Here is a 22,775-nt window from a genome sequence, read left to right as displayed (position 1 = left end):
GGTGTCTTTCCGCCAGCATGCTGGGCGGCGCGCTGCTGATCGGCCTTGCGCCTGCCCATGCACAGGGCCAACCGGAGCCGCAAAGCTCCACGTGGCACGCGCAGCAGCAGCTTTATCTGCTCGGCCTCACGGCGCAGGATGGCTGGCATTTCGCCGAAGGCGGGGTGCGCTGGCGCTGGATCACCTATCAGGCCTCAGACCGCAAGCCGAGTGTCGCCGATGTGGTCACCGTCCATTACGAGGGCAAGCTGCTTGATGGCACGGTGTTCGACAGCTCCTATGCGCGGGGGCAACCGGCGACATTCCCGCTCGGACGGCTTGTCAAAGGCTGGCAGGTCGCCATCCCGAACATGGGCGTGGGCGAGACCATCGAGATCGCGATCCCCGCCGACATGGCCTATGGCCCGGTCGGACGCGGGCCGATCCCCGGCAATGCGACATTGATATTCAAAGTGGAATTGATCGGGATCGAAGGCTAGGTTCGCGGCATCCTTGGGGGAGCGATCATGAACCAGACCCTTGTCAATCTTCTCGCGGCGAACATCGCCTTTGTCGGCAGCCATTTTGCCATGTCGCACCCCTTGCGCGCGCCGATGGTGAAAGCGCTGGGCGCGGGCGGGTTTCAGGGCGTCTATACGCTGGTGAGCTTTGCCACGCTGGCGTGGGTCTATTTCGCCTTCATCGGCGCGCCTGCCGCGGATCTTGGCGGTTCGGGCGATGCGGGCTGGATCATCGCCACGGTGCTGACATGGCCTGCGATGGTGCTGCTGGCGGGATCGCTCATCGGCAATCCCGCGCTGCCAACCCCGATGGCCGAAGCGCAGGCGCGTGCCGAACCAAAGGGCGTGTTCCTGGTCACCCGTCACCCGATGATGTGGGGGATCGGGTTGTGGGCGGCCTCGCATCTCGTGCTGCTGTGGAGCACCCGTACCATGATCACCGCGCTGGCGATGGGCATTCTCGCGCTGCTCGGCGCGAAGTTCCAGGATGGCAAGAAGCGCATGCAGATGGGCGAGGCGTGGGGCGCATGGTCATCAAAGACCAGCTATTGGCCGCAGCTTCACAAGCTCTTTTCTGTCGGCGTGGTCCCGCTCGTGGCGGGCACGGGGCTGTGGCTGGCGGGAAGCTGGCTGCACCTGTGGCGCGCCGGTATTCCGGCGGGCGTGTGGCAATGGCTGGGGTGATTATTCGCCCGTAAACACCGCGCCGCGCTTTTCGATCAGCGCGGCGACGCCTTCGGCATGATCGGCGGTGGTGTGCATCATCGCCTGCGTGTTCGCCGCGAGTTCCAGCGCGCTGTCATAGCTGATCTGCTGGCCCTGCCGCAGCAGCATCTTCGACTGGCGCAGCGCATGGGGCGGCATCGCGGCGATGCGTGCGGCGAGCGCGCGCGCTTCGTCCATCAGAGCGTCTGCGGCCACCACCCGGCTGACGAGACCCCAGTCCTTGGCGGTCGCCGCATCAATCACATCGCCGGTGTAGAACAATTCGGCCGCGCGGCTCATCCCGATCACGCGCGGCAGGATCCACGTGCCGCCATCGCCGGGAATGATGCCAAGCTTGAGGAAGGTCACGCCGAATTTCGCACTCTCGCTCGCAATGCGAATATCGGCGAGGCAGGCGACATCACAGCCCAAACCGATTGCCGGGCCATTGACCGCCGCGATCACGGGCACGCGCAGGCCATGCAGCGCGCGCAGCATCAGATGGATATTGTTGCGATAGCCATCCGAGATGGCAGGCGCGGTGCCACCGAAACTGCCCGTCTTGTCGCGCATCGCCTTGACATCACCGCCCGCGCTGAAGGCGCGGCCCGCGCCGGTCAGGATCACCACGCGGCATCCCATGTCGCGGTTGATCGCGTTGCAGACCGCGGTGAATTCGTCCCCGTCGCCCGGCGCGCCGAGCGGGTTCATCGTCTCCGCCCGGTCAATCGTCAGCGTGGTGACGGGGCCGTCCTGCGCGATGCGAAGCAGCGGCATCCGCGCTCAGGCCCGCGCTTCTTCCACACCGGCGGAATTGTGCTTGAGCGCCTTGAGCACGGTGTCGACGATCTGCGGCGCGTTGAGGCCCGCCTCGTCATACTGCTTCATCGGATCATCGTGATCGATGAAGGTATCGGGCAGGCGCAGCGTGCGGATCTTGAGGCCATTATCCGTCAGCCCCGTGTCGCTGGCATAGGTCAGCACATGGGCGCCCAGCCCGCCAATCGCGCCTTCTTCGACCGTCACGACCACCTCGTGGCTGCGCATCAGGCGGACGATCAGATCTTCATCAAGCGGCTTGGCAAAGCGCAGGTCGGCGACGGTGGTGGAAAGCCCCTTGGCTTCGAGCTGATCGGCGGCCTTGAGCGCCTCGGCAAGGCGCGCGCCGAGCGAGAGGATCGCGATCTTGCTGCCTTCGCGTACGAGGCGGCCCTTGCCGATTTCGAGCTTCACCGGCACTTCGGGCAGCGGCACGCCGGTGCCGTTCCCGCGCGGGTAGCGGAAGGCAATCGGGCCGTCATCATACTCGGCAGCGGTGTAGGTCATGTGGACCAGCTCGGCCTCGTCGGCGGCGGCCATCACCACCATGTTGGGCAGGGTGGCGAGATAGGTGATGTCGAACGATCCGGCGTGGGTCGCCCCGTCCGCACCGACCAGCCCGGCGCGGTCAATCGCGAAGCGCACCGGCAGGTTCTGGATGCACACATCATGCACCACCTGATCGTAGGCGCGCTGGAGGAAGGTGGAATAAATCGCCGCGAAGGGCCGCATGCCTTCCGCCGCGAGGCCCGCAGCGAAAGTCACCGCGTGCTGTTCGGCAATGCCGACATCGAACGTGCGCGCGGGATGCGCCTTGGCGAACTTGTCGACCCCCGTGCCCGAAGGCATGGCGGCGGTGATCGCGCAGATCTTGTCATCGGTTTCGGCAAGCTTGGCGAGCGTCAGGCCGAACACGTCCTGATAGGCCGGCGCGGTGGGGTTGCTCTTGGCCTTTTCGCCGGTGACGACGTTGAACTTGGGGACGCCGTGATACTTGTCGGCAGAGTTTTCGGCCGGGGCATAGCCCTTGCCCTTCTCGGTCACGACATGGATCAGCACCGGGCCTTCCGAGGTGTCGCGCACGTTCTCGAGCACCGGCAGCAGGTGGTCGAGATTGTGCCCGTCGATCGGGCCGACATAATAGAACCCCAATTCCTCAAACAGGGTCCCGCCGGTCACCATGCCGCGGGTGAATTCCTCGGCCTTGCCGATGGTGTCGTGGAGGCGGCGGCTCATCTTCTTGACCGCGCGGCTCGCAAGGCTGCGGATGCCGAGATACTCGCTCGAAGACACCATCCGCGCGAGATAGGCCGAAAGCCCGCCGACCGGCGGTGCAATCGACATGTCGTTATCATTGAGAATCACGATCAGCCGGTTGCCCGCTTGCGCGGCGTTGTTCATCGCCTCATAGGCCATGCCTGCGCTCATCGAACCATCGCCGATCACCGCAATGCCGCGGCCCGGCCCGCCCTTCAGCTTGTTGGCGATGGCAAAGCCGAGCGCCGCGCTGATCGAGGTCGAGGAGTGCGCGGCACCGAACGGATCATATTCGCTCTCGGACCGCTTGGTGAAGCCGGAAAGCCCGCCACCCTGACGCAGGGTGCGAATGCGATCCCGCCGCCCGGTGATGATCTTGTGCGGATAGCACTGGTGGCCGACATCCCACACGAGTTTGTCTTCGGGGGTGTTGAACACATAGTGGATCGCAACCGTCAGCTCGACCACACCGAGCCCGGACCCGAGATGCCCGCCGCTGACGCTGACCGCGTCGATCATCTCGGCGCGCAGTTCATCGGCCAATTGGCGAAGTTGTTCAGGCTTGAGGCGGCGCAGCTCGTCAGGGGTGTTGACCTGATCAAGCAGGGGAGTGTGCGGTGGTTGATTCATGGTTTCCAGCGTTACACGCTGATTTCCGGCCTGTCGATGCGCAGTTGCGCAAGCTTGCCACCGGTTTTCCTGACAATGTTGGAGACAATTGAGACACTGTCTTGTGTCGAAAAAGCAATCGATCACCGCGCGCCGGTTGATCGACCGGATTGATCAGCAAAGCGGGGAAGGGGCCACGGGGCGCACGGATCATGACACCAGCCTACCGAACATCGGGGCCGTAGGAAATCCGCCAGCCTGCCCGTCAGGTGCAGGCCTTGCACAGCCCACGGATCTCGAGCACCGGGCGTTCCGCCTTGAACCCGCGCGCCGCCGCGATCCCGCGCACGGCGCGACTCACATCCTCATCATCAACATGGGCGGCCTCGCCACATTCGTCGCAGACCAGGAAGATGCAGTCATGCGCGCAGCCCGGATGGGTGTTGGCGAGGAAGGCATTGGCGCTTTCCACCCGCATCGCGAGGTTGTTCGTCACGAAGACATCAAGAATGCGGTACACGCTGTTGGGCGCGACTCTTTTGCCGCGCGCGGCCGAGAGATTATCGGCAATGTCATAGGCCGAGACCGGCCGATCATGCCGGGCGAGTTCGGCAAACACCGCCTCGCGCATCGCGGTCCATTGCTCACCCGCGGCGCTGAGCGAGCGGGCGGCCGCCTGAATCAGGCTTTCGCCGTGGTGTTCGTGGTGGGTGTGCGAATGCGCGTGACTGGCCATGGCTGCAATATAGCGCCCTCAATGCGGTTTTCCTAGCTGGCATCCCGCAGGAAGCCGGGGCGGTATTGTGCGGGGAACATAGCTTTGAGCGCTTCGACCTTGGGCTTGTCCCAGCGCTGGATGTAACCGTGGCGGGGGTTCTTCGCCATGAAGTCCTGATGATAGCCTTCTGCCGGATAGAATTTGCGCAGCGGTTCGATCCGGGTGACAATCGGGCGCGGCCACAATTTCGCGGCTTCAAGCTGCGCGAGATAGGAAGCAGCGACTTGCTTCTGTTCGGCCGTGGTCGGCACCAGCGCGGTGCGGTAGTGCGAACCCACATCAGGGCCCTGGCGGTTCTTCAGTGTCGGATCGGCGACCACCGAAAAGAAGATCTGCAACAACTGATCATACCGCACCACCGCCGGGTCATAGGTGACCTTGACGGATTCGGCATGCGCGGTGCCGCCTGCGGTAATGGTGTTGTATTTCGCGGTCTCCGCGCTGCCGCCGTGATAGCCCGATACTGCCGATGTCACGCCCTTCACATGGCTGAACACGCCTTCGACGCCCCAGAAGCACCCGCCGGCGAAGACCGCGGTTTGCAGGCCTTGCTCCTTGGCGGTCCGCTTGGCGGCGGGAGCGTTGACCGGCTCTTCGGCAGCCTGCACCGGGCCGGAGCAGGCCGACAGCGCGAGCGTGATCACCGCCAGGGCCGGAACCGCACGCATCACTTGGCCTGCGTGCTTTCGGCGCCAAGGAAGGCTTCGGGCGAGGGCCCCGGCGCATGCGGCGTTTCCGCAGCGCGCGCGGGCGAGGCCAGTTCATCGCCCCAGTTTTCCACATTCGCACCCGCAATCAGCGCGGCGCCCACGGCAAAGCCGATGGCGAAGTTGCGATAGAGATCGGGGGCGAAGAGGCGCATCGGAAGGCTCGTCAATCAGGTGTTATCGGGTGGGCTCACTCATGGCCGCACCTATCTTGCCGCGCCCTGAACGCCCCGTGCAGGAACCGTTTAGCCGCAGCGCGCCCTCTACATCGGCAGTTCCCTCGGAAAAGTTACCGCTGGCGCAAATTCGATCAGCTGTGCCCGTGATGGGCCAAAGCGCTCAGCGCCGCGGCGTGGTGTCTGGCTGTGGGGCTTCCTCGGGCGCGCCGAAGGTCGCCCAGCCGCAGCTCTCGCTCGCGGCTTCGGGCAAGGGCATGCGATAGGCTGGCGGCAGATCGGGTTCGGGCGCGGTGCCATCGCGTGCAGCGGTCATGCGTTCATGCAGATAGGCCTTGGCGACCATATTGGCCGATATCGGCGCGGTGATGAACAAGAACAGGGTCACCAGCAATTCGTGCATCGAAAAGGCCATGCCGTGGGTCGGGAAATAGAGCATGGCGGCCACGAGGCACCCGCCCACGCCCAGCGTGGTCGCCTTGGTCGGGCCGTGGAGCCGCGCCATGAGGTTGGGCAGGCGCGCCAGTCCCCAACTGCCGATCAGCGCGAAGGCACCGCCCAGCACGATCAGCGCGGCAATGATGATGTCGACAAAGGGGGCCATCATCCGCTCCTATTCCACAATATCGCCGCGCAGCAGGAACTTGGCATAGGCCACCGTGCCGACAAAGCCGACCATGGCGAGCAGCAATGCCGCTTCGAAATAGACCATGGTTTCTTCGAGAATCCCGAGCAGCACGATCAGCGCAATGACATTGATCACCAGCGTATCAAGCGCGAGGATCCGATCCGCAGCGCTCGGGCCCTTGAACAGGCGGTAAAGCGTCAGCACAAGGGCCAGCGACACGCAGCCCAGCGCGATCGTGAGTGCGCCTGCGATCATCGGAAAATCTCCATCAGGCGCCGTTCGTAACGCGCCTTGATCCGGGCGATTTCGGCCGCGGGATCGGGCGTATCAAGCGCATGGACCAGCAGGTGCCGCCCATCGGTCGAGATGTCGGCCGAAACGGTGCCCGGCGTCAGGCTGATGGTTGCGGCCAGCACGGTGATCGCTTCGGTCGAGCTGACATCGAGCGGGATCGCGAGCCATGCCGGGCGCATGTCGCGGGTCTTGCGAAACAGGATGATCCACGCGATCTGGAAATTGGCGATCACGATGTCCCCGATCACCAGCAGGACATATTTCAGCAGGGGCAGGCCAAACCGGACCGAGGGCCGATCAGGCCAGTAGGGCGCGGTGAACAGCGGCACGATAATCCCCAGCACCAGCGCCACCACAAAGCCTCCGAAGGTGAAGGCGTTGAGCGCGAGCATCCAGATGATCACCAGCAGCACGGTAAGGCCGGGGTGGGGCAGCAGGCGGTTCATGGCGCGGTGCTCCTGTCCGGGGTGCCGAGCACGGCAGTGATATAGGCCTGCCGTTCGAAGAGTTGTGCAGCGGTTGCCTGCGTGTAGGCGGTGATCGGCCCGGCCGCTGCGGCGAGCAGCGCCAGCAGGGCGAGCAGCGCGATCACCGGCGCGGCTTCGGCATAATCGGGCGCGGCCCGGCTTGCGGGGATCGGCGGCGAAGTATCCGACTTCCAGAATAGCGTGCTGCCTGCACGCGCCAAGGCGACAATCCCCATCAGGCTCGTCACCAGCACTATGCCCCAGATCCACGGGGCAAGCGGTGCGGATTGCGCAGCCGCGAGGATCAGCAGCTTGCCGATAAAGCCCGAGAGCGGCGGCAATCCGGCAAAGCCGATGGCGGTGATGAAGAACATCACGCCGAGCGCGATCTTGCCCTTGTAGGCTGGGGTCGGGACAATGTCGGCGCCTTCGACCGCACGCCAGCCCACCACCAGATCAACCAGCAGGAACAGCACGCCCGCAGCGAGTGTGGTGTGGAGCAGGTAATAGAGCGCAGCTGTCATCGCTGTCTCGTCAAACAGCGCGATCGCGGCAAGCAAGGTGGCCGTCGACCCCAGCAGGCCGAACGCGGCCAAGTCGCGCAATTGCCGCGCGGCGAGCATCCCGGCATAGCCGAGCACCATCGTGGCAAGGGCCGCAGGCAGCAGGAATGCGCCCGCCGCATCGCCGAAGATCAGCGTGGCGGTGCGGATGATCGCATAGGCGCCCACCTTCGTCATGATCGCGAACATCGCCGCCACGGCGGGGGCGGTGCTGGCATAGGTGCGCGGCAGCCAGAGATGCACCGGCAGCAGCGCCGCCTTGAGCCCGAACACAAGCATCAGCAGGAACGCGCCTGCGTTGAGCAGGCCCCTGTCTCCATCGGGCAGGGTGGCGGCCCGCACCGCCATATCCGCCATGTTGAGCGTGCCGGTGACCCCGTAAAGCAGCCCGAGCGCCACCAGAAACACCGATGAGCCGACAAGGTTGATGATCACATATTGCACGCCCGCGGTCAGCCGCTTGGCCCCCTGGCCGTGCAGCATCAGACCATAGGAGGCGATCAGCAGCACTTCGAAAAAGACAAAGAGGTTGAACAGGTCGCCTGTCAGGAAGGCCCCGTTGACGCCGAGCAATTGGAACTGGAACAGCGCGTGGAAGTGCCAGCCCTTGCGATCAAGCCCGGTCAGCGCCGTATGCACGGAAACCGCCAGCCCCAGCAGCGCGGTCAGCACCAGCATCATTGCCGCAAGCTGATCGAGCACCAGCACGATCCCGAACGGTGCCGGCCAATCGCCCAGCGCATAGGCTTCGGGCGCGGTGCCATAGGTGCGCGCCAGCAGCAGCGCGGCAATTGCCAGCAATCCGGCGCAGGACATCATGGAAATGCCCGCACCGATGGCGCGGCGGCGGCGGCGGAACAGCAGCGTGGCCGTGCCCGCCAGCACAGGCAGCAGGATCGGGGCGGCGATCAGGGTGCTGCTCATGGCTGACCCTCCTGATCTTCAGCCGGGCTCTCGTCGGGCTTGCCATCGACCTGATCGGTGCCGGTTTCGAGAAAAGTGCGCAAGGCGAGCACCACGATCAGCGCGGTCATCCCGAAGCTGATCACAATCGCGGTCAGCACCAGCGCTTGCGGCAGCGGATCGGTGTAGTCTGTCAGCCCCTTGGCGTAGATCGGGGGCTGGCCCACCGCGAGGCGGCCAATCGCGAACAGGAACAGGTTGATCGCATAGGACAGCATCGCCAGCCCCAGCACCACCGGGAAGGTGCGCGCGCGCAGCGCAAGGTAGATGCCCCCGGCCGTCAGCACGCCAATGGCGCTGGCAATGAGGAATTCCATGCTGATCATGGCACATCCTCCGCCGCCGCCGGGGCAGCACGCAGCTTGGCCGGATCAATATCCATCGGCGCATCATCATGCGCCTCGTCCTTTTCGGCGCGCTGGGCGACGTGGGAGAGTTCCTTGAGCGCGAGCATCACCGCGCCCACCACGGTCAGCGCCACGCCGATGTCAAAGGCCATCGCGCTGGTCAGCTCGAATTCGCCCACCAGCGGCAGGGTGAAGTAATCGAACCAACTGGTGAAGAGCGGCGCGCCGAAGGGGAGCGATCCCAGCCCGGTGACCGCCGCAATCAGCACGCCCAGCCCGATCATCAGATGCTCGTCGATCCGGCGGCGCTGGGTCGACCATTCGTAGCCCGAAGCCATGTATTGCATCAGCATCGCAATCGAGAACACGAGGCCTGCGATGAACCCGCCGCCCGGCAGGTTGTGGCCGCGCAGGAAGATGTAGATCCCGATCATGCTGGCCAGCGGCAGCAGCAGGCGGGCGGCCACCGCGAACATCATCGGATGATATTCGGGCGAGCGCGGCATATCGGGCAGCCATGCCCGCAGCCGCTGGCCCGAAGGCCCGCGCGAGGCCGGTTGCAGCAAGGCAAAGATCGCCAGCGCTGCGATGCCGAGCACGATGATCTCGCCAAACGTATCGAAGGCGCGGAAATCGACCAGCGTCACGTTGACGACATTGGTGCCGCCGCCGCCCGATTTGGAATTGGCCCAGTGATAGGCCGAGATCGGATCAAGCGGGGCGCGGGTCATGACAGCATAGGCGGCAAACCCGATTGCGCCCCCGCCGACCACACCGATCGCCGCATCGCGCAGCCTGCGCCCGGTGCCGGACAGGGCCGCTGGCTGCTTGGGCAGCAGATTGAGCGCGAGCAGCAGCAGCAGCACTGTCACCACCTCGACCGAAATCTGCGTCAGCGCCAGATCGGGCGCGGAGAGATAAACAAAGGCGAGCGACACCACGACCCCGATGATGCTGATGTAAATCAGGCTCAGGAACCGCTGCGCTTGCACCAGGCACACCGCGATCACCCCTGCCAGCAGCATCAGCCAGGCGATGATCGCCAAAGGCGGTGCAGGCAGGGTGGGGCGGGTGCCCGCGGCAAAGGGCACAGCGGCCATGCCCCATGCGCCCAGCGCGATGGCGGCCGCGAACAGCAGCGCAAGCTGGCGTTGCAGCGCGCCGTTGTGAACCGCATCGGTCAGCGCGCGGGCGATGGCGATGGTGCCTGCGAGGCCTCTTTCGAACAGCATTTTGGCATCGGGCAGGGCGAGGCTGTCCCACAGCTTTTGCAAGGGGCGGTGCTGCCACAGGGCCATGGTGCCGAAAGCCACCGCGATCACGCTCATCGCCAGCGCCGGGGTCAGGCCGTGCCATAGCATCGGCTTGAACAGCGGCGCGGTGCCGCCAGTGGTGGCGGCTGCCGCCGCGCTGACCAGCCCCTTGGTCAGGGTTTGCGGAAACAGGCCGACCAGCACAGTGCCCGCCACCAGCAGCGCCGGGGGAAGCCACAGGCCGATGCCGGGATCATGCGGTGCCTGCGGGAAGCTGTCAGGCCGCGTGCCGAAATAGAGCCCGTAAAGATAGCGCAGCGAATAGGCGACCGAGAGGCTCGCGCCGATCACCACCGACGCGGGCAGCAGCAATCCCTGCGTGCCAAGGAACGGCGTGTGCCACACTTCTTCAAGCATCAGTTCCTTCGACAGGAACCCGCCAAATGGCGGCAACCCTGCCATCGAAGCCGCCGCCACGGTGCCGAGGGTCGCAGTGATCGGCATCAGGCCCGCCAAACCGCCGAGCAGCCGGATATCGCGCGTGCCGGTTTCGTGATCGACAATTCCGGCATTCATGAACAGCGCGGCCTTGAACAGCGCGTGATTGATGAGATGGAAGATGGCGACCTGCGCGGCGGCGGGCGTCCCGAAGCCGAGCAGCATGGTCAGCAGGCCGAGATGGCTGACTGTCGAATAGGCGAGGATGGCTTTGAGATCATGGCGGTGCAGCGCAATCGCGGCGGCCACCACCATCGTGACCAGGCCGGTGGTCGCCACCAGCGCGAACCACAGCTCGCTTCCGGCAAGCGCCGGCCACAGCCGCGCCAGCAGGAACACGCCGGCCTTCACCATCGTGGCGGAATGGAGATAGGCGCTTACTGGCGTGGGCGCGGCCATTGCGTGCGGCAGCCAGAAATGGAACGGGAATTGCGCCGATTTGGTGAAGCAGCCGAGCAGGATCAGCACCAGCGCCGCCGGATAGAGCGGCGAGGCCTGGATCATGGCGCCGCGCGCAAGGATATCGGCCAGTTCATAGGAGCCGGCGATCTGGCCGAGCAGCACCAGACCCCCGATCAGCGCCAGCCCGCCGCCGCCGGTAACCGCCAGCGCCATGCGCGCGCCTTGCCGCCCTTCGGCCTTGTCGTTCTTGAACCCGATCAGCAGGAAGGAGGAAAGGCTCGTGAGCTCCCAGAAGATCAGCAAGAGCAGCACATTGCCCGACAGCGCAATGCCCAGCATCGCGCCCTGAAACAGCAGCAGCAGCGCAAGAAAGCGCGCGAAATCATCCTTGGGCGACAGGTAAAAGCGGGTGTAGGCGATGATCAGCAGGCCGATCCCGAGGATCAGCGCCGCGAACAGCCAGCCCAGCGCATCGACCCTCAGGCTGACATCCAGCCCCAGCGCAGGCACCCAGGCGGCGCGCAGCGCTGGCACTTCGCCTGCCATCACTTGCGGCGCGATTGTCCCCAGCATGACAAGACCGATCACTGCCGGGCCTGCCGCAACCAGCGTTTGCAGCGAGCGCCCCTGCGCGCGCACCAGCGGCATCAGCATCGCACCGATGAAGGGCAGCAGCGTCAGCCAGACCAGATACAAGCGCTCATCTCCTTGGGTCGGGCCGCAGGATACAAGCGGCAAGAACGGGAAGCGATCGGACGGCTGTCCTTTTGCCTACCGATCCGGCAGGCGCAACCCTTTCAACGCCTCAGCGCGGGGAAATGATCCATGTGCAGCGCCAGATAGGGGCGGGTGTTCAGTCGCGGTAGCGCATCGCGATGCTGATCGTTGTCACGCCGGAGCCGACCGGGAAGGCGACCTTTTCGAGCGCAGGCGGGCGCGGAATGCCGAGAAAGGACTTGACCACCGGGTTGTTCGACATACCCGCCCCGTCAACCGAAAAGCTGGTCGAATAATCGCCGTTGACGTCGTGCTGCACCGCAATCGCGTAATTGCCGCCGGCCTTGGGCACCGGGACGCATACGCTCATCCGGCCCTTGCGGGCGGGCTCGTGGATCTTGGCGAAGTATTTCTTGGCCTTGAGCCATTCGTTCTCGCGCGCGTTGTAGGCGCGCACGATCAGCAGGCCGTCGCCCGATTTCATGCCCGACACATCAACCCGCACCGCCGGGCCCGCGCCGGGCGCACAGCGTGCCATGTCGTTCGGGATGAGATTGGTGAATTTGGGTGGCGCGCCAAGGCCGGCCGTTGCCGTCGCGGCAAGACCCGTGGCAAGCAGGGCGCAAAACAGGCGGGAGAGGGATGCGATCATGGCTTTCTCAGGTCTCGTTGCGCAAGGCCGCGCGGCTTAGGCGGCCAAGCGTGAATTGCGGCTGAATTGTCCTCCGACCACAAAATCTGGTGTTTCGCCTGCCCGTCACCGTGGAAAACACCCCTTTAACCCTTGTGGCGGGATTCGCCGCTCCCGTAAGACGAAAGGGCCTAACCGAAGGTGCGCCGCCGACATGCCGACACCGCTGATCTCGCCCTCCATTCTCTCTGCCGATTTTGCCCGGCTGGGCGAGGACGTGCGCGCCATTGACGCCGCTGGTGCCGACTGGATCCATATTGATGTGATGGACGGGCATTTCGTGCCCAACATCACGATTGGCCCGGCGGTGGTGAAGGCGCTGCGTCCGCACAGCGCCAAGCCTTTCGATGTCCACCTGATGATCGCGCCGGTCGATCCCTTTCTCGAAGCCTTTGCCGAGGCGGGGGCCGATATCATCACCGTGCACCCTGAAGCCGGGCCGCACATCCACCGCACCCTGCAAACCATCAAGGCGCTTGGCAAGAAGGCAGGGGTCGTGATCAACCCCGGCACGCCGGTCGAAGTGCTCGATAATGTGATGGACCTTGTCGATCTGGTGCTGGTGATGAGCGTCAACCCCGGGTTCGGCGGGCAGAGCTTCATCGCCTCGCAGCTCGCCAAGATCACGCGGATCCGCGCGATGATCGAACAGACGGGCCGGCCCATCCATCTCGAGGTTGATGGCGGGGTCAATCCGGCCACTGCCAAGCTCTGCCTTGCCGCGGGGGCGGATGTGCTGGTGGCGGGTTCGGCGGCCTTCAGCGGCGGGGCTGCGCGCTATGCCGCCAATATTGCCGCGCTCAAGGGGGAGGCGTGATGGCGACCGTGCTGCGCACCGCAGCGGAGCAGCGCGGCGAGCAGCTGGCGGAGTCTGCGCAGGATCGCCCGGCGCTGGCGTTGGGCGGGGTAACCCCGACCTCTGAGGCGCCCGTTCCCGAAGCGGCAGCTCCCTCGCGCGCGCTGGCGCTGTCGGATGTGATCGCGCCGCGCGCCAGCGCGGGTGAAGCGCTGATCCGGCTCGCCTATCGCCTCGGTGTGCCGGGCCATACGCTTGCCGCACCCTTCCGCCGTCCCCCCGCGCCGCGGGTGCTGGCGACCGTCGAAGGCAGCGTCCCGGGTGATCGCACCGCGGGTGTGGCGTTGCGGGCCGGGCATTTCCTCGTGAACGGCGCCAAGCATGCCATCGGGCAGGTTGATTTCGCTGCCTCGGGCCGGGTCAATCCCGGGGTCGAGCGCGTGGTGCACAGCTTTTCATGGCTGGCCGATCTGACCGCCTGCGCCCCGCGCGCTGATGGCATCGCGCTGGCCGAGCGCATCACCGGCCTCTGGCTCGATGCCAACCGCGAAATTGGCAAGGGCGCGGGCTGGGAAGTCGAACATGCCGGATGGCGGCTGCTCGCGTGGCTGATCCATGCCCCGCTGGTGCTGGCGGGCCAGACCAAGGGGCTCAAGGCCCGTTTGCTCACCCAGATCGAGGACACCGCAAGCTGGCTTGATCGCAAGGTTACGCGCGAGGGTTCGGACATGGGCGGCGTGGTCGGATGGGCCGCACTGGTTGCCGCGGGCTTGCTCCTGCCCAATGGCCGCCCCCGCCGCCTTTATGCCGAAGCCGGATTGCTGCGCGCTCTGGGCGATGTGGTGGGGGAAGATGGCGGGGTGCTGTCGCGCTGCCCGGCGGCGCAGATGGACCTGATCCGCCTGCTGACCGATCTCATCGCCTGCTATGCCGCCGTAGGGCAAGAACCGCCGCGCGCCTTTGGGGTGATGCGCGAATTGCTGGTGCCGCCGCTCTTGAGCTTGCGGCACGGCGACGGCGGCTTGGGCAGCTGGCAGGGCCAGGGCGCGATCCGCGCTGATGCGCTCGCGGCGCTGATCGCGGCCAGCGGCGTGCGCACGCGCCCGCTGGTTGCAGTCGAACATTGGGGTTTCCAGCGGATGCGCGGCGGCGATACGCAGGTGCAGTTCGATGCTGCGCCGCCGCCCCGCGCGCGCCATGCGCGGATGGGCTGCGCCTCGACGCTGGCCTTCGAATTGTCCGATGGCCCGGCGCGGGTGATCGTCAATTGCGGCGGGGCCGCGCTGGCGGGCGGGCAAGTGCCCTCGCGCATCGGGCAGGCTTTGCGTGCAACGGCGGCCTTTTCCACGCTCGTCCTCGACAATGCCAATTCGACGGCGGTGCTGCTCCACGGCAAGCTCGGCAAGGGGGTCGAAACCGTCGAGATCGAGCGCCGCATGGTCGAACAGCGTGGCCGGCAGGCGACCCGCATCGAGGCCGCGCATGATGGCTATGCCGCCCGTTTTGGCCTCAAGCACCAGCGCATCCTGACCTTGAGCGCCGACGGCACCGAGCTTGCGGGCGAGGATATCCTCATCCCCGCCTCGAAGAAGGGCAAGCGCGGCAAGATCGCCTTTGCCATCCGGTTCCATCTCGGGCGCGGGGTCGAAGTCGAATTGTCCCCCGACAAGCGCGGCGCGATGCTGCTTTTGCCTGACGGGAGGCTCTGGCAATTCCGGCTCGCTGCGGATAGGGGCGGCGGCGAAGAGATCACGCTTGCTGCCGAGGACAGCCTGTGGGTTGATGGCGATGGCCGCCCGCATGCGACCGAACAGCTCGTGATCGAAGGGCTGGCATTGCGCAGCGGGGGGCATTTCTCCTGGCTGCTCCGGAAAACAGGTTAGGGCAATTTCGTGAGCATGGTGACGATCAAGCGGGCGCTGCTGTCAGTGTCCGACAAAACGGGTTTGGCGGAACTGGGCGCAGCCCTTGCGGCGCGCGGCGTGGAGCTGGTCAGCACCGGCGGCACCGCCAAGGCGCTGCGCGAGGCAGGCCTTGCCGTGCGCGACATTTCCGATCTCACCGGCTTTCCCGAAATGATGGACGGGCGCGTCAAGACGCTCCACCCCAAGGTGCATGGCGGCCTGCTGGCACTGCGCGACAATGCCGAACATGTCGCCGCGATGGAGGCCCATGCGATCGGCGCGATCGATCTGGTCGTCGTCAATCTCTATCCCTTCGAAGCCACGGTAGCAAAGGGTGCCGACCGCGCCGAGATCATCGAGAATATCGATATTGGCGGGCCTTCGATGGTGCGCTCTGCCGCGAAGAACCACGGCTTCGTGACGATCCTCACCGATCCGGCCGATTACCCCGTGCTGCTTGCCGAAATGGCCGAGCATGATGGCGGCACGTCGGCTGAATTCCGCATTCGCATGGCGGGCAAGGCCTATGCCCGCACCGCGGCCTACGACGCTGCGATCGCGAGCTGGTTTGCCTTTGCCGACAGCGCCGCCGGTGTGCCGCAGGCCGAACCCTTCCCCGCCACCTTGCCGCTTGCTTTCAAGCGCGCCGATACGCTGCGTTATGGCGAGAACCCGCATCAGGCGGCGGCGATCTATGTGCCGCAGGTGATCGGAACGCGCGGCGTCCCGCAGGCGACGCAGTTGCAGGGCAAGGAACTCAGCTACAACAACCTCAACGATGCCGATGCCGCTTTCGAACTGGCGGCGGAATTTGCCGCGCAGGAACCGGCGGTGGTGATCGTCAAGCACGCCAACCCTTGCGGTGTGGCGCAGGGCGCATCGCTGATCGAGGCATGGCAGGCGGCGCTGGAATGCGATTCCGTCTCGGCCTTTGGCGGGATCGTGGCGGTCAACACGGAACTTGATGCCGCCACCGCCGAGGCGATCAGCGCGATCTTCACCGAAGTGGTGATCGCGCCGAGTGTGAGCGCCGAAGCGCGAGAGATTTTCGCGAAGAAGAAGAACCTGCGCCTGCTGGAAAGCGGGCCGCTGCCCGATCCGCGTCGTCCGGGTCTTGCGCTCAAGACCATCGCAGGCGGCGTGCTGGTGCAATCGCGCGATGCGGGCGCGGTGAGCCTTGATGACCTGAAAGTGGTGACCAAGCGCGCGCCCACCGAACAGGAATTGAAGGATTGCCTGTTCGCGTGGACCGTCGCCCGCCATGTGAAGTCGAACGCGATTGTCTATGCCAAGGAGGGCGCGACCGCCGGGATCGGCGCGGGCCAGATGAACCGCCGCGATTCGGCACGGATCGCTGCGATCAAGGCGAAGGAGGCGGCCGCAACCTATGGCTGGGCGGCTCCGCGCACCGTGGGCAGCGCGGTGGCTTCGGATGCGTTCTTCCCCTTCGCCGATGGTCTGCTTGCCGCAGCCGAGGCGGGTGCGACCGCGGTGATCCAGCCGGGCGGATCGATCCGCGATGATGAGGTGATTGCCGCGGCGGACGAGGCTGGGCTGGCGATGGTCTTCACCGGGATGCGGCATTTCCGGCATTAATTTTTGCCCTTACCGCTTCGCCACTTTAGGGCACTGATTGTTTGCGAGCCTGCGTCCGCAGGCTCGTCCTCGGTGCTGTTCCTTCGCTTCGCTGCGGGCACCTGCGGGCGCGCGGTCGCGCTTGCGGCGCTGCGCACCGATACTGGCCCTTATAAGCTCGCGTCGTCCTTGGGCCTCGCCTGCCAGAAAGCATTGACAAAGGGCAGGCCCGCCAGCGCCGGGATCAGATAGCGCAAGGTCGCGCACAGGCCGAGCAGCGCTGCCCCGCCCGCGCCAAGCCACGGAGCGAACAGCACCACCAGCGCGGCATCGCGCGTGCCCACACCTGCAAAGGTGAAGGGCAGCAGCCCGGCAAGGATCGCGATCACCGCAAAGGCCATGGTGAGGCCAAGCGGCACCTCCCCGATCGCGCTGGCGAACAGCCAGATCTGCACCATGTGTCCGCCCCACAGCAGTAGCGAGCCACCCAGCATCGCGACCGCGCGGGCGGGCCGCGCCCAGAACCATCCGATCAACTCGTCCCAATCGGAGATAAGGCTGGTGAGCTTGCCATGCAGCTTTGCGAACCGCTGCGTCATCGCCAACAGCGGCGCCAGCACCCGCTTGCCCGCCAGCATCGGCAGCAGCAGGCCAATCGCGCCGCCCCACAGCACCAGCAGCGCGAGCGCGAGGCTGGCATCGCCGCCCGGCAGGGCGGGCCGCGTAATGCTCAGCGCCAGCGCGCCCACCGCCACCAGCGACCACAGATCAAGCAGCTTTTCCAGCACCACCAGCGCCAGCGCGCGGCCGCCGCTCATCGTGCCGTCGCGCCGCAGGATCCATGCCTTGGCGAGATCGCCCATCTTGGAGGGCAGCACCATGTTGAGCGTCGCGGCAGCAAGGATCAGCCGCATCGCCTCGCCCCCTTTCACGTGCCCCGATGACAGCGCGGCAAAGCGCCACGCGGTCGCCAGCGTCAGCGGCAGGGTGAAGCCCACCGCAGTCCAGAACCACGCCGGGGCTGTCTGCTGCGCCGCCGCGAGGATCGCCGCCGGATCAATGCTGCGCCACAGCAGCGCGAGGATCACCGCGCTCACCGCAAGGCTGATGAGCCGCTTTGTCATGGCTGTGAACGGAACACCTGCCGCACCACCAGCGGCTCATCCGGCCTCAGCGCCGCGATCCGTGCGGTCAGATCCTGCCATTCCTGAAACTGCGCCGGTTCCCACACCCGCGCCATCACCGTTGTCAGCCCGACCTGAAAGCCGCTCTGCCCGGCTTCGGCCACACCCTGCCAACCCTGTTCGGCGCGCAGCTCGTCCTCGACCACCAGCGTATCGCCGTCCCACACCAGCGCGCGGCGGAAGTGGAAGGGCGCATCTTTGCGCCCGGTCACCAGCAGCTTTTGCAGCATCCGCCGCACCAGATCGGGGAAGAACCGCCCGGCGGTGAGCATGATCGCGCGCAGCACGATCGATTTGAACGGGGTCAGCAGCGTCGATTTGGCATAGGCGAGCGGGGCCTCGATCACGAGGCGATCTTCGGCGCGCTCGATCACCTCCGCCCCGTCAAGATTGGCGATGGCCACCCGCCCGTCAGTGAGACGCAGGCTCGGCCCGGTATCGGCATGCAGCAGCCGCGCACCATCAAACAGCCGGAACGCACCCCCGCGCGACCAGCCGCAGATCAGCCGCAGCGCGCCCTTTTGCTGGATCCGCACCTGCGCTTGCACGAAATCTTGCAGCCCCTCATCAAACGTGAGCGGTGCGGGCCGCGCCGCCTGCCATTCGCGCCACGCGAGCAGTTGGCTCCACACATGGTGCCCACCGATCCGGTCATCCGCATGGCACGGCTGGGTTCCGGCGGCGAAGCGGCGATAGCCCACGTCAGCGATCTGCAAGGCGAGCGGCTCCCACGCGCCCGCCATTTCGAGCCCGTGCGGGAAGAAATTGACCGTCGCCCGGCTTGTCCATTCTCCGCCGAGCGAGCCATCGGGCGCGATGCAGTGCGACAGGAACCGGATCGCGGCTCGGATGGGCTCGCGCAGGCCGAGCGCCGGGAAGCGCCGGTCGGCATCGGTGAGCATCGCGATGGTGAGCGTGAGATAGCCCGGATCTATCCCGCCATATTCATCGAACCAGCCTTCGGCGGATTGCCAGCCGAGCAGGCGCTTGGCGCGGGCTTGTATCAGGGCGGGCCATTCGCCGCCGAACTTCTCCGCCAGCCGCGCGAGGCAGGCGATGATGATCGCCTCGTGATTGGAGAGCCGCCCGCTTTCCTCGTGCTGCGCGAGCCAGCGCGCGCGCTTTTCCAGGAAGGCAGTAATCTCGGCATCGTCCCACAGCGCGAACATCTCCGCCGCTTCAAGGCAGGCGAACAGCGAAAACGCCGCCGCGCCCGATGCGCGCTCGAAGGGGTAGTAATCATCGCAAGACCCATCGGGATGGGCCGAACGCGCCGCAAAGCGGACGCCTGCAATCGCCCAGCGGCGCAATTCGGGTTGCTGGAAATAGGGGCTGCCGGGGATCGGCAGGCTGAAGGCCAGCGCCAGCGGCAGCAGGAACGTCTGCGTGATGCCGCAAGGAAAATCGCTGGTGCGCATGTGCCAGTAGCCGCGATCAAAGCACCCGAAAGTCGGGCTTGTCGGGCTGCGATCTTGCAGCATGAGCAGCTTGGGAAGATGGGCCAGCGCCTCGGCTGCGAGCAGCGCGCGCGCGCCCTCAGGGCTGCTGGTCGTCACCGGCGTCATCTCGCTCAAGCAGCGGCGGGAGAGCGGCCTTGCGCAGACGGTACTGGATATCCTGCAACAGGCGGCGGTTGATCGCCATCTGCTCGCCCGTGATCGCCGCCACCCACAGCATCACCGCCGTGAGCAGCAGCCCTGCCGCCGCGACAAGGCTGGGCACATGCGCGCGGTCGGTCCCGTCGATGGTGAGCCACAGCCAGCGGCCGATCAGGATCAGCCCTGCCACCAGCAGCGGCAGGCTCAAGCGGAACAGGAACTTGCCCGGCGCATAGACCAGCGCGGTGCGCAAGATCGATTTGCTCGACCGCCAAATATATTGCGGGATCGAACGGATCAGGCGCGACGGCCGCGTCTCGCCGTTCACGCCAATCGGCACCGAGACGATGCGGATGCCCGAAAGGCCCGACTGCACGATGGTTTCCAGCGTGTAGGTGTAGCTGTCAAAGCTGTTGAGGCGCAGCGCTGCATCGCGCGCAATCGCGCGGAAGCCGCTGGGCGCATCGCGCACGGTGGTTTGCGAGGCCATCCGCACCACCGCGCTGCCGAGCAATTGCAGCAGGCGCTTGAGATAGGAGAAGTGCGCGATGGTGGTGATCGGACGGTCGCCCACCACGAATTCGGCGCGCCGTTCGAGGATCGGGGCGATCAGGCGCGGAATGTCATTGGCGTTGTACTGGTTATCGGCATCGAGATTGACGATGATATCCGCGCCCTTGGCCAGCGCATGTTCAAGCCCCGCCATGAAGGCGTTGGACAGCCCCTTGTTGACCGGGACATCGACAATGTGATCGACGCCGAGGCTGCGCGCCACTTCGACAGTGCGATCAGTGCTGCCATCATTGATGATCTGCACTTCGATGATATCGACCCCCGCAATCGCGCGCGGCAGCGCGGCGAGGGTTTCGGGCAGGCTCGCTTCCTCGTTGTAGCAGGGGATCTGGATGATCAGGCGCAGCGGGCGCGGCTGCGGTTGCATCGCAACGATTGTCGGCAGTGCGGTGCGGGCGCGGCGCGCGGGTGAGGGTTTTGCAACGGTCATAGAGCGTCTCCGAGCCTCGCCCCTATGCCGAGCGCGCGGGTCACACAAGCCGCAAAGGCATCTGGCGGCGTAATCCTTTGATCCAAAGCGGGATAGGGGCGCTGCAGGGATGCAGCCTCCAGTCACTTGGGCGCAGGCACCACCCGCCAGACCCGAAAGCTTTCCGGCATGCCAAGCGCAACGGGTTCGAGCCACGCGGGCGGCGCGTCCTTGGCGAGGCGCGCGGCGAGGCTGTCGTGCCCACCCTTTGTCTGATAAAGAGCCACTTCCATCAAATCGGTGCATACCACGACAAATTGCGCGTCATTCGCCAGCACCAATTTGCGGGCGGTTTCAGCATCACTGGTAAAGGCTGCGATGACATCCCGCATCCTGCGTTCGGAGCGGTGATGGCCCGAAGCAACAATGCTATGATGGCTGTAGTTCAGGATCTCGGGGCCAAGATCGAGGGGCGCAAACAGTTTCGCAGGCGTGAGAGCATCAAGCTTGTGTGCGTTTCTTTGCAGGGCACAGTTCGAAGCAGTTGCTCCGGAAATCTGCTTCGTGTTGACCGGATCAATCACCGATAAGGCCAGCAAGATAATCGCACCGGGCAGCAAGGCGGCATACAGCATGGCCACTGCGCCCAGCTTGCCAAGAAGGCGTGGCGACGCCTGCCAGCGGGCAATCATCTGCATCGTAAACCAGCCGAGCGGAATGGTCGCCATCATGCCGGCAAAGGCTATCGAACGATAGGTGGCAAACCCTGCGAGGATCGCGAGCGCCAGCAGCACGGCATATTCGCGCCACCACCCGCGGGTTGGCGGCGCGCCGCGCAGCGCGGCGTAGCCTGCAATCGCAAGCGCCAGCAGCGTTTGCAGCGCGGCGGGCAGGGCTTCGGGCAAGGGCCGCCGCCAGATCGGCAATCCTTCGGTGACGTTGAGATACCAGTTATCCCGCACCAGAGGATCAAGCCCGGCAAAGGGCGGCGCCAGGCAGGCAGGGGCCATCCAGGCCACCCAGACAAGCCCCGCGAGCCCGCTTGCCGCCAGTCCGGCCAAAAGGGCCGCAGGATGGAGGCCTCGCCGCAGGGCCAGCAGGCTCGCCCCGATGGCGACAATTCCAAAGAAGCCGAGATGCGCCGGCGCGATCACATCGCAATGGGGCGCAAGATCGCCGAGCCCGCGCGTCGCGGCAAACAGCCCGGCCAATCCCAGCGCAAGGGATTGGAGATAACGCACCAGCCAGATGCTTGCCCGCGGGTCAGCCAGCCAGCGCAGGGTAAGGAGCGCGGCAAAGCTCGCGGCCATGACGATGGTTTCGAGCGAGATCAGCATGCCGCTCGCCATCGCCAGCCCCGCGATCATCGCGCCGCGCCGCGCATCGTGCCGGAACACTGCCCAAAGCGCTACGGCAACACACAGGATCTGCCAGCCATGGTGATCGATCCGCATCGGCTGGAACTGGGTCGCCACCACGGGCGCGACCACCATTGCCAGACCGGCGCAGACCGCGACGGCGCCGCCGAGCCGTTCGGATGCCAGCCGCCCCACCACCAGCATGGTCGCCAGCAGCAACAGCAGGGGGATGGCGATGGTCGTGATCAACTCGGCCTGCGACGCAGGCAAAACCAGCATCAACAGCCATAGCAAGGCGGCAAGCGGGATATCGACGAGCCGCGACCAATGCATCAGCGTCCCTTCGGGCGGGGCGATGCGATACTGATGCACATCGAACCAAGCCTGTCCCGCCAGCAGATCGCGCACCTGCACCAGCCGCAGCGCATCATCGACATCGGGAAAGCGGCGCTCCGCCAGATGCGGCGAGGCAAGCGCCAGCATCAGGCTGATCGCGGCCCAGCCCAGAGTGATCATCAGCAGGGGGCGGCGCTGCACCAGCGCCGCGATCTGCGCGGCGGGTGTCATCACGCCTTGCCGTCTTTAAACACCACCAGTGTTCGCAGCGCGTAGGTCAGCGCGAAACTGGTGACGATGGCCGCAAATTTGGCGAAGCGCGGGTCAACCCCCCCCCGATCCGCCAGCGTGACGATGATCGTCGTCAGCGCAAGCCCCGCCAGCGCGGAGACAACGAACAGGGCCTTCTGCCACGTGCGGGCCCAGCCGCGCGCGGCAACCGTGTCGGTGAACACCGCCCGGCTCGACATCAGCCAATGGGCCGCGATGCCGAGCGAATAGGCAAGCGCTGCTGCTGGCCCCGCTGTCACGCCACTGGCGAGCAGTGCCAGAAACGTCCCGACATCCACGGCCAGCGCGCCGATGCTGGCGGCCAGATAGCGCGCCAGCCGGATATCGGAAATCCGCGCGGCAATGCGGGCAAGCGGACGGATCACAGCGGCGACCAC

22 protein-coding genes are annotated in these 22,775 nt (G+C 65.8%); 5 read left to right on the top strand and 17 right to left on the bottom strand.

The features are described 5' to 3' along the window. The first annotated feature begins 17 nt into the window (after positions 1-17). The gene (locus tag SOQ14_RS06605; protein WP_322897270.1) at positions 18-479 is read left to right on the top strand and encodes an FKBP-type peptidyl-prolyl cis-trans isomerase; all 462 of its coding nucleotides are present in this window, start codon (positions 18-20) and stop codon (positions 477-479) included. Between the two features lie 27 nt (positions 480-506). Next, entirely contained in the window at positions 507-1,184 is a 678-nt protein-coding gene (locus tag SOQ14_RS06600) for an NnrU family protein (RefSeq protein ID WP_322897269.1), read from the top strand. On the opposite strand, the gene SOQ14_RS06595 is transcribed toward SOQ14_RS06600, so the two are convergent. The 12 genes from SOQ14_RS06595 to SOQ14_RS06540 all read right to left on the bottom strand — a co-directional run bounded on the left by SOQ14_RS06595 (position 1,185) and on the right by SOQ14_RS06540 (position 12,335). Beyond that, positions 1,185-1,982: a crotonase/enoyl-CoA hydratase family protein gene (locus SOQ14_RS06595; RefSeq protein ID WP_322897268.1), complete on the bottom strand. Its 798-nt coding sequence runs from the start codon at positions 1,980-1,982 to the stop codon at positions 1,185-1,187. Between the two features lie 6 nt (positions 1,983-1,988). Continuing rightward, positions 1,989-3,911 (bottom strand): 1-deoxy-D-xylulose-5-phosphate synthase, encoded by a 1,923-nt coding sequence (gene dxs, locus SOQ14_RS06590; RefSeq protein ID WP_322897267.1) that lies wholly within the window; start codon positions 3,909-3,911, stop codon positions 1,989-1,991. A 244-nt stretch (positions 3,912-4,155) separates the two neighbouring features. Further along, entirely contained in the window at positions 4,156-4,626 is a 471-nt protein-coding gene (locus tag SOQ14_RS06585; RefSeq protein ID WP_322897266.1) for a Fur family transcriptional regulator, read from the bottom strand. A 32-nt stretch (positions 4,627-4,658) separates the two neighbouring features. Next, positions 4,659-5,336, bottom strand: coding sequence for a peptide-methionine (S)-S-oxide reductase MsrA (msrA, locus tag SOQ14_RS06580; RefSeq protein WP_322897265.1), 678 nt, complete (start codon positions 5,334-5,336; stop codon positions 4,659-4,661). Next, on the bottom strand, positions 5,336-5,530 hold the full coding sequence (locus SOQ14_RS06575; protein ID WP_322897264.1) for a hypothetical protein: 195 nt from the start codon (positions 5,528-5,530) through the stop codon (positions 5,336-5,338). Before SOQ14_RS06575 ends, msrA begins: the two co-directional genes overlap by 1 nt. Before the next feature lie 184 nt (positions 5,531-5,714). Then, a complete protein-coding gene (locus SOQ14_RS06570; RefSeq protein ID WP_322897262.1) occupies positions 5,715-6,155 on the bottom strand; it encodes a Na+/H+ antiporter subunit G in 441 nt (146 codons plus the stop codon). Between the two features lie 9 nt (positions 6,156-6,164). Further along, positions 6,165-6,434: a K+/H+ antiporter subunit F gene (locus SOQ14_RS06565; RefSeq protein ID WP_322897260.1), complete on the bottom strand. Its 270-nt coding sequence runs from the start codon at positions 6,432-6,434 to the stop codon at positions 6,165-6,167. Next, positions 6,431-6,919: a Na+/H+ antiporter subunit E gene (locus SOQ14_RS06560; RefSeq protein WP_322897259.1), complete on the bottom strand. Its 489-nt coding sequence runs from the start codon at positions 6,917-6,919 to the stop codon at positions 6,431-6,433. The genes SOQ14_RS06565 and SOQ14_RS06560 overlap by 4 nt, the downstream gene beginning before the upstream one ends. After that, positions 6,916-8,427, bottom strand: a complete 1,512-nt coding sequence (locus SOQ14_RS06555; protein WP_322897258.1) for a monovalent cation/H+ antiporter subunit D — start codon at positions 8,425-8,427, stop codon at positions 6,916-6,918. Before SOQ14_RS06555 ends, SOQ14_RS06560 begins: the two co-directional genes overlap by 4 nt. Further along, positions 8,424-8,789 carry a Na+/H+ antiporter subunit C gene (locus tag SOQ14_RS06550; RefSeq protein ID WP_527194248.1) on the bottom strand — a complete coding sequence of 122 codons (366 nt, stop codon included), beginning with the start codon at positions 8,787-8,789 and terminating at the stop codon, positions 8,424-8,426. Before SOQ14_RS06550 ends, SOQ14_RS06555 begins: the two co-directional genes overlap by 4 nt. After that, on the bottom strand, positions 8,789-11,662 hold the full coding sequence (locus tag SOQ14_RS06545; protein WP_322897256.1) for a monovalent cation/H+ antiporter subunit A: 2,874 nt from the start codon (positions 11,660-11,662) through the stop codon (positions 8,789-8,791). The genes SOQ14_RS06550 and SOQ14_RS06545 overlap by 1 nt, the downstream gene beginning before the upstream one ends. Positions 11,663-11,819: 157 nt before the next feature. Further along, complete coding sequence (locus SOQ14_RS06540; protein ID WP_322897255.1) at positions 11,820-12,335, bottom strand: DUF2141 domain-containing protein; 516 nt, start codon at positions 12,333-12,335, stop codon at positions 11,820-11,822. Between the two features lie 193 nt (positions 12,336-12,528). On the opposite strand from SOQ14_RS06540, the gene rpe reads away from it, so the two are divergent. Genes rpe through purH form a run of 3 tightly spaced genes read left to right on the top strand, consistent with a single transcriptional unit; the run spans position 12,529 to position 16,670 of the window. Then, positions 12,529-13,191 (top strand): ribulose-phosphate 3-epimerase, encoded by a 663-nt coding sequence (rpe, locus tag SOQ14_RS06535; RefSeq protein WP_322897254.1) that lies wholly within the window; start codon positions 12,529-12,531, stop codon positions 13,189-13,191. Further along, complete coding sequence (locus SOQ14_RS06530; protein WP_322897253.1) at positions 13,191-15,053, top strand: heparinase II/III family protein; 1,863 nt, start codon at positions 13,191-13,193, stop codon at positions 15,051-15,053. The genes rpe and SOQ14_RS06530 overlap by 1 nt, the downstream gene beginning before the upstream one ends. A gap of 15 nt (positions 15,054-15,068) precedes the next feature. Then, positions 15,069-16,670 (top strand): bifunctional phosphoribosylaminoimidazolecarboxamide formyltransferase/IMP cyclohydrolase, encoded by a 1,602-nt coding sequence (gene purH, locus SOQ14_RS06525; protein ID WP_416232747.1) that lies wholly within the window; start codon positions 15,069-15,071, stop codon positions 16,668-16,670. A gap of 149 nt (positions 16,671-16,819) precedes the next feature. Here the strand turns inward: purH and SOQ14_RS06520 are convergent, their stop codons facing one another. The 5 genes from SOQ14_RS06520 to SOQ14_RS06500 form a co-directional block, all read right to left on the bottom strand. Further along, a complete protein-coding gene (locus SOQ14_RS06520) occupies positions 16,820-17,773 on the bottom strand; it encodes a lysylphosphatidylglycerol synthase transmembrane domain-containing protein (RefSeq protein WP_322897251.1) in 954 nt (317 codons plus the stop codon). After that, positions 17,770-19,398, bottom strand: a complete 1,629-nt coding sequence (locus tag SOQ14_RS06515; protein ID WP_322897250.1) for a hypothetical protein — start codon at positions 19,396-19,398, stop codon at positions 17,770-17,772. Before SOQ14_RS06515 ends, SOQ14_RS06520 begins: the two co-directional genes overlap by 4 nt. Further along, complete coding sequence (locus tag SOQ14_RS06510; protein WP_322897249.1) at positions 19,370-20,434, bottom strand: glycosyltransferase family 2 protein; 1,065 nt, start codon at positions 20,432-20,434, stop codon at positions 19,370-19,372. Before SOQ14_RS06510 ends, SOQ14_RS06515 begins: the two co-directional genes overlap by 29 nt. Positions 20,435-20,556: 122 nt before the next feature. Continuing rightward, positions 20,557-22,341, bottom strand: a complete 1,785-nt coding sequence (locus SOQ14_RS06505; protein WP_322897248.1) for a hypothetical protein — start codon at positions 22,339-22,341, stop codon at positions 20,557-20,559. Then, positions 22,338-22,775 carry a GtrA family protein gene (locus SOQ14_RS06500; RefSeq protein ID WP_322897247.1) on the bottom strand — a complete coding sequence of 146 codons (438 nt, stop codon included), beginning with the start codon at positions 22,773-22,775 and terminating at the stop codon, positions 22,338-22,340. The genes SOQ14_RS06505 and SOQ14_RS06500 overlap by 4 nt, the downstream gene beginning before the upstream one ends.

Origin of the sequence: Erythrobacter epiphyticus (assembly GCF_034653295.1) — a bacterium.
GTDB lineage: Bacteria > Pseudomonadota > Alphaproteobacteria > Sphingomonadales > Sphingomonadaceae > Erythrobacter.
Note: the sequence above shows the minus strand (reverse complement) of the source record. Positions and strands in the feature narration are given on the sequence as shown.

Bases quoted from the DNA above. Each gene is read 5' to 3' on its own strand.
- msrA (WP_322897265.1), bottom strand. From the start codon at position 5,336: ATGCGTGCGGTTCCGGCCCTGGCGGTGATCACGCTCGCGCTGTCGGCC.
- purH (WP_416232747.1), top strand. From the start codon at position 15,069: ATGGTGACGATCAAGCGGGCGCTGCTGTCAGTGTCCGACAAAACGGGT.
- dxs (WP_322897267.1), bottom strand. From the start codon at position 3,911: ATGAATCAACCACCGCACACTCCCCTGCTTGATCAGGTCAACACCCCT.
- SOQ14_RS06595 (WP_322897268.1), bottom strand. From the start codon at position 1,982: ATGCCGCTGCTTCGCATCGCGCAGGACGGCCCCGTCACCACGCTGACG.
- SOQ14_RS06530 (WP_322897253.1), top strand. From the start codon at position 13,191: ATGGCGACCGTGCTGCGCACCGCAGCGGAGCAGCGCGGCGAGCAGCTG.
- SOQ14_RS06515 (WP_322897250.1), bottom strand. From the start codon at position 19,398: ATGACGCCGGTGACGACCAGCAGCCCTGAGGGCGCGCGCGCGCTGCTC.
- SOQ14_RS06520 (WP_322897251.1), bottom strand. From the start codon at position 17,773: ATGACAAAGCGGCTCATCAGCCTTGCGGTGAGCGCGGTGATCCTCGCG.
- SOQ14_RS06605 (WP_322897270.1), top strand. From the start codon at position 18: ATGCTGGGCGGCGCGCTGCTGATCGGCCTTGCGCCTGCCCATGCACAG.
- SOQ14_RS06585 (WP_322897266.1), bottom strand. From the start codon at position 4,626: ATGGCCAGTCACGCGCATTCGCACACCCACCACGAACACCACGGCGAA.
- rpe (WP_322897254.1), top strand. From the start codon at position 12,529: ATGCCGACACCGCTGATCTCGCCCTCCATTCTCTCTGCCGATTTTGCC.
- SOQ14_RS06555 (WP_322897258.1), bottom strand. From the start codon at position 8,427: ATGAGCAGCACCCTGATCGCCGCCCCGATCCTGCTGCCTGTGCTGGCG.
- SOQ14_RS06540 (WP_322897255.1), bottom strand. From the start codon at position 12,335: ATGATCGCATCCCTCTCCCGCCTGTTTTGCGCCCTGCTTGCCACGGGT.
- SOQ14_RS06565 (WP_322897260.1), bottom strand. From the start codon at position 6,434: ATGATCGCAGGCGCACTCACGATCGCGCTGGGCTGCGTGTCGCTGGCC.
- SOQ14_RS06575 (WP_322897264.1), bottom strand. From the start codon at position 5,530: ATGCGCCTCTTCGCCCCCGATCTCTATCGCAACTTCGCCATCGGCTTT.
- SOQ14_RS06560 (WP_322897259.1), bottom strand. From the start codon at position 6,919: ATGAACCGCCTGCTGCCCCACCCCGGCCTTACCGTGCTGCTGGTGATC.
- SOQ14_RS06570 (WP_322897262.1), bottom strand. From the start codon at position 6,155: ATGGCCCCCTTTGTCGACATCATCATTGCCGCGCTGATCGTGCTGGGC.
- SOQ14_RS06510 (WP_322897249.1), bottom strand. From the start codon at position 20,434: ATGACCGTTGCAAAACCCTCACCCGCGCGCCGCGCCCGCACCGCACTG.
- SOQ14_RS06600 (WP_322897269.1), top strand. From the start codon at position 507: ATGAACCAGACCCTTGTCAATCTTCTCGCGGCGAACATCGCCTTTGTC.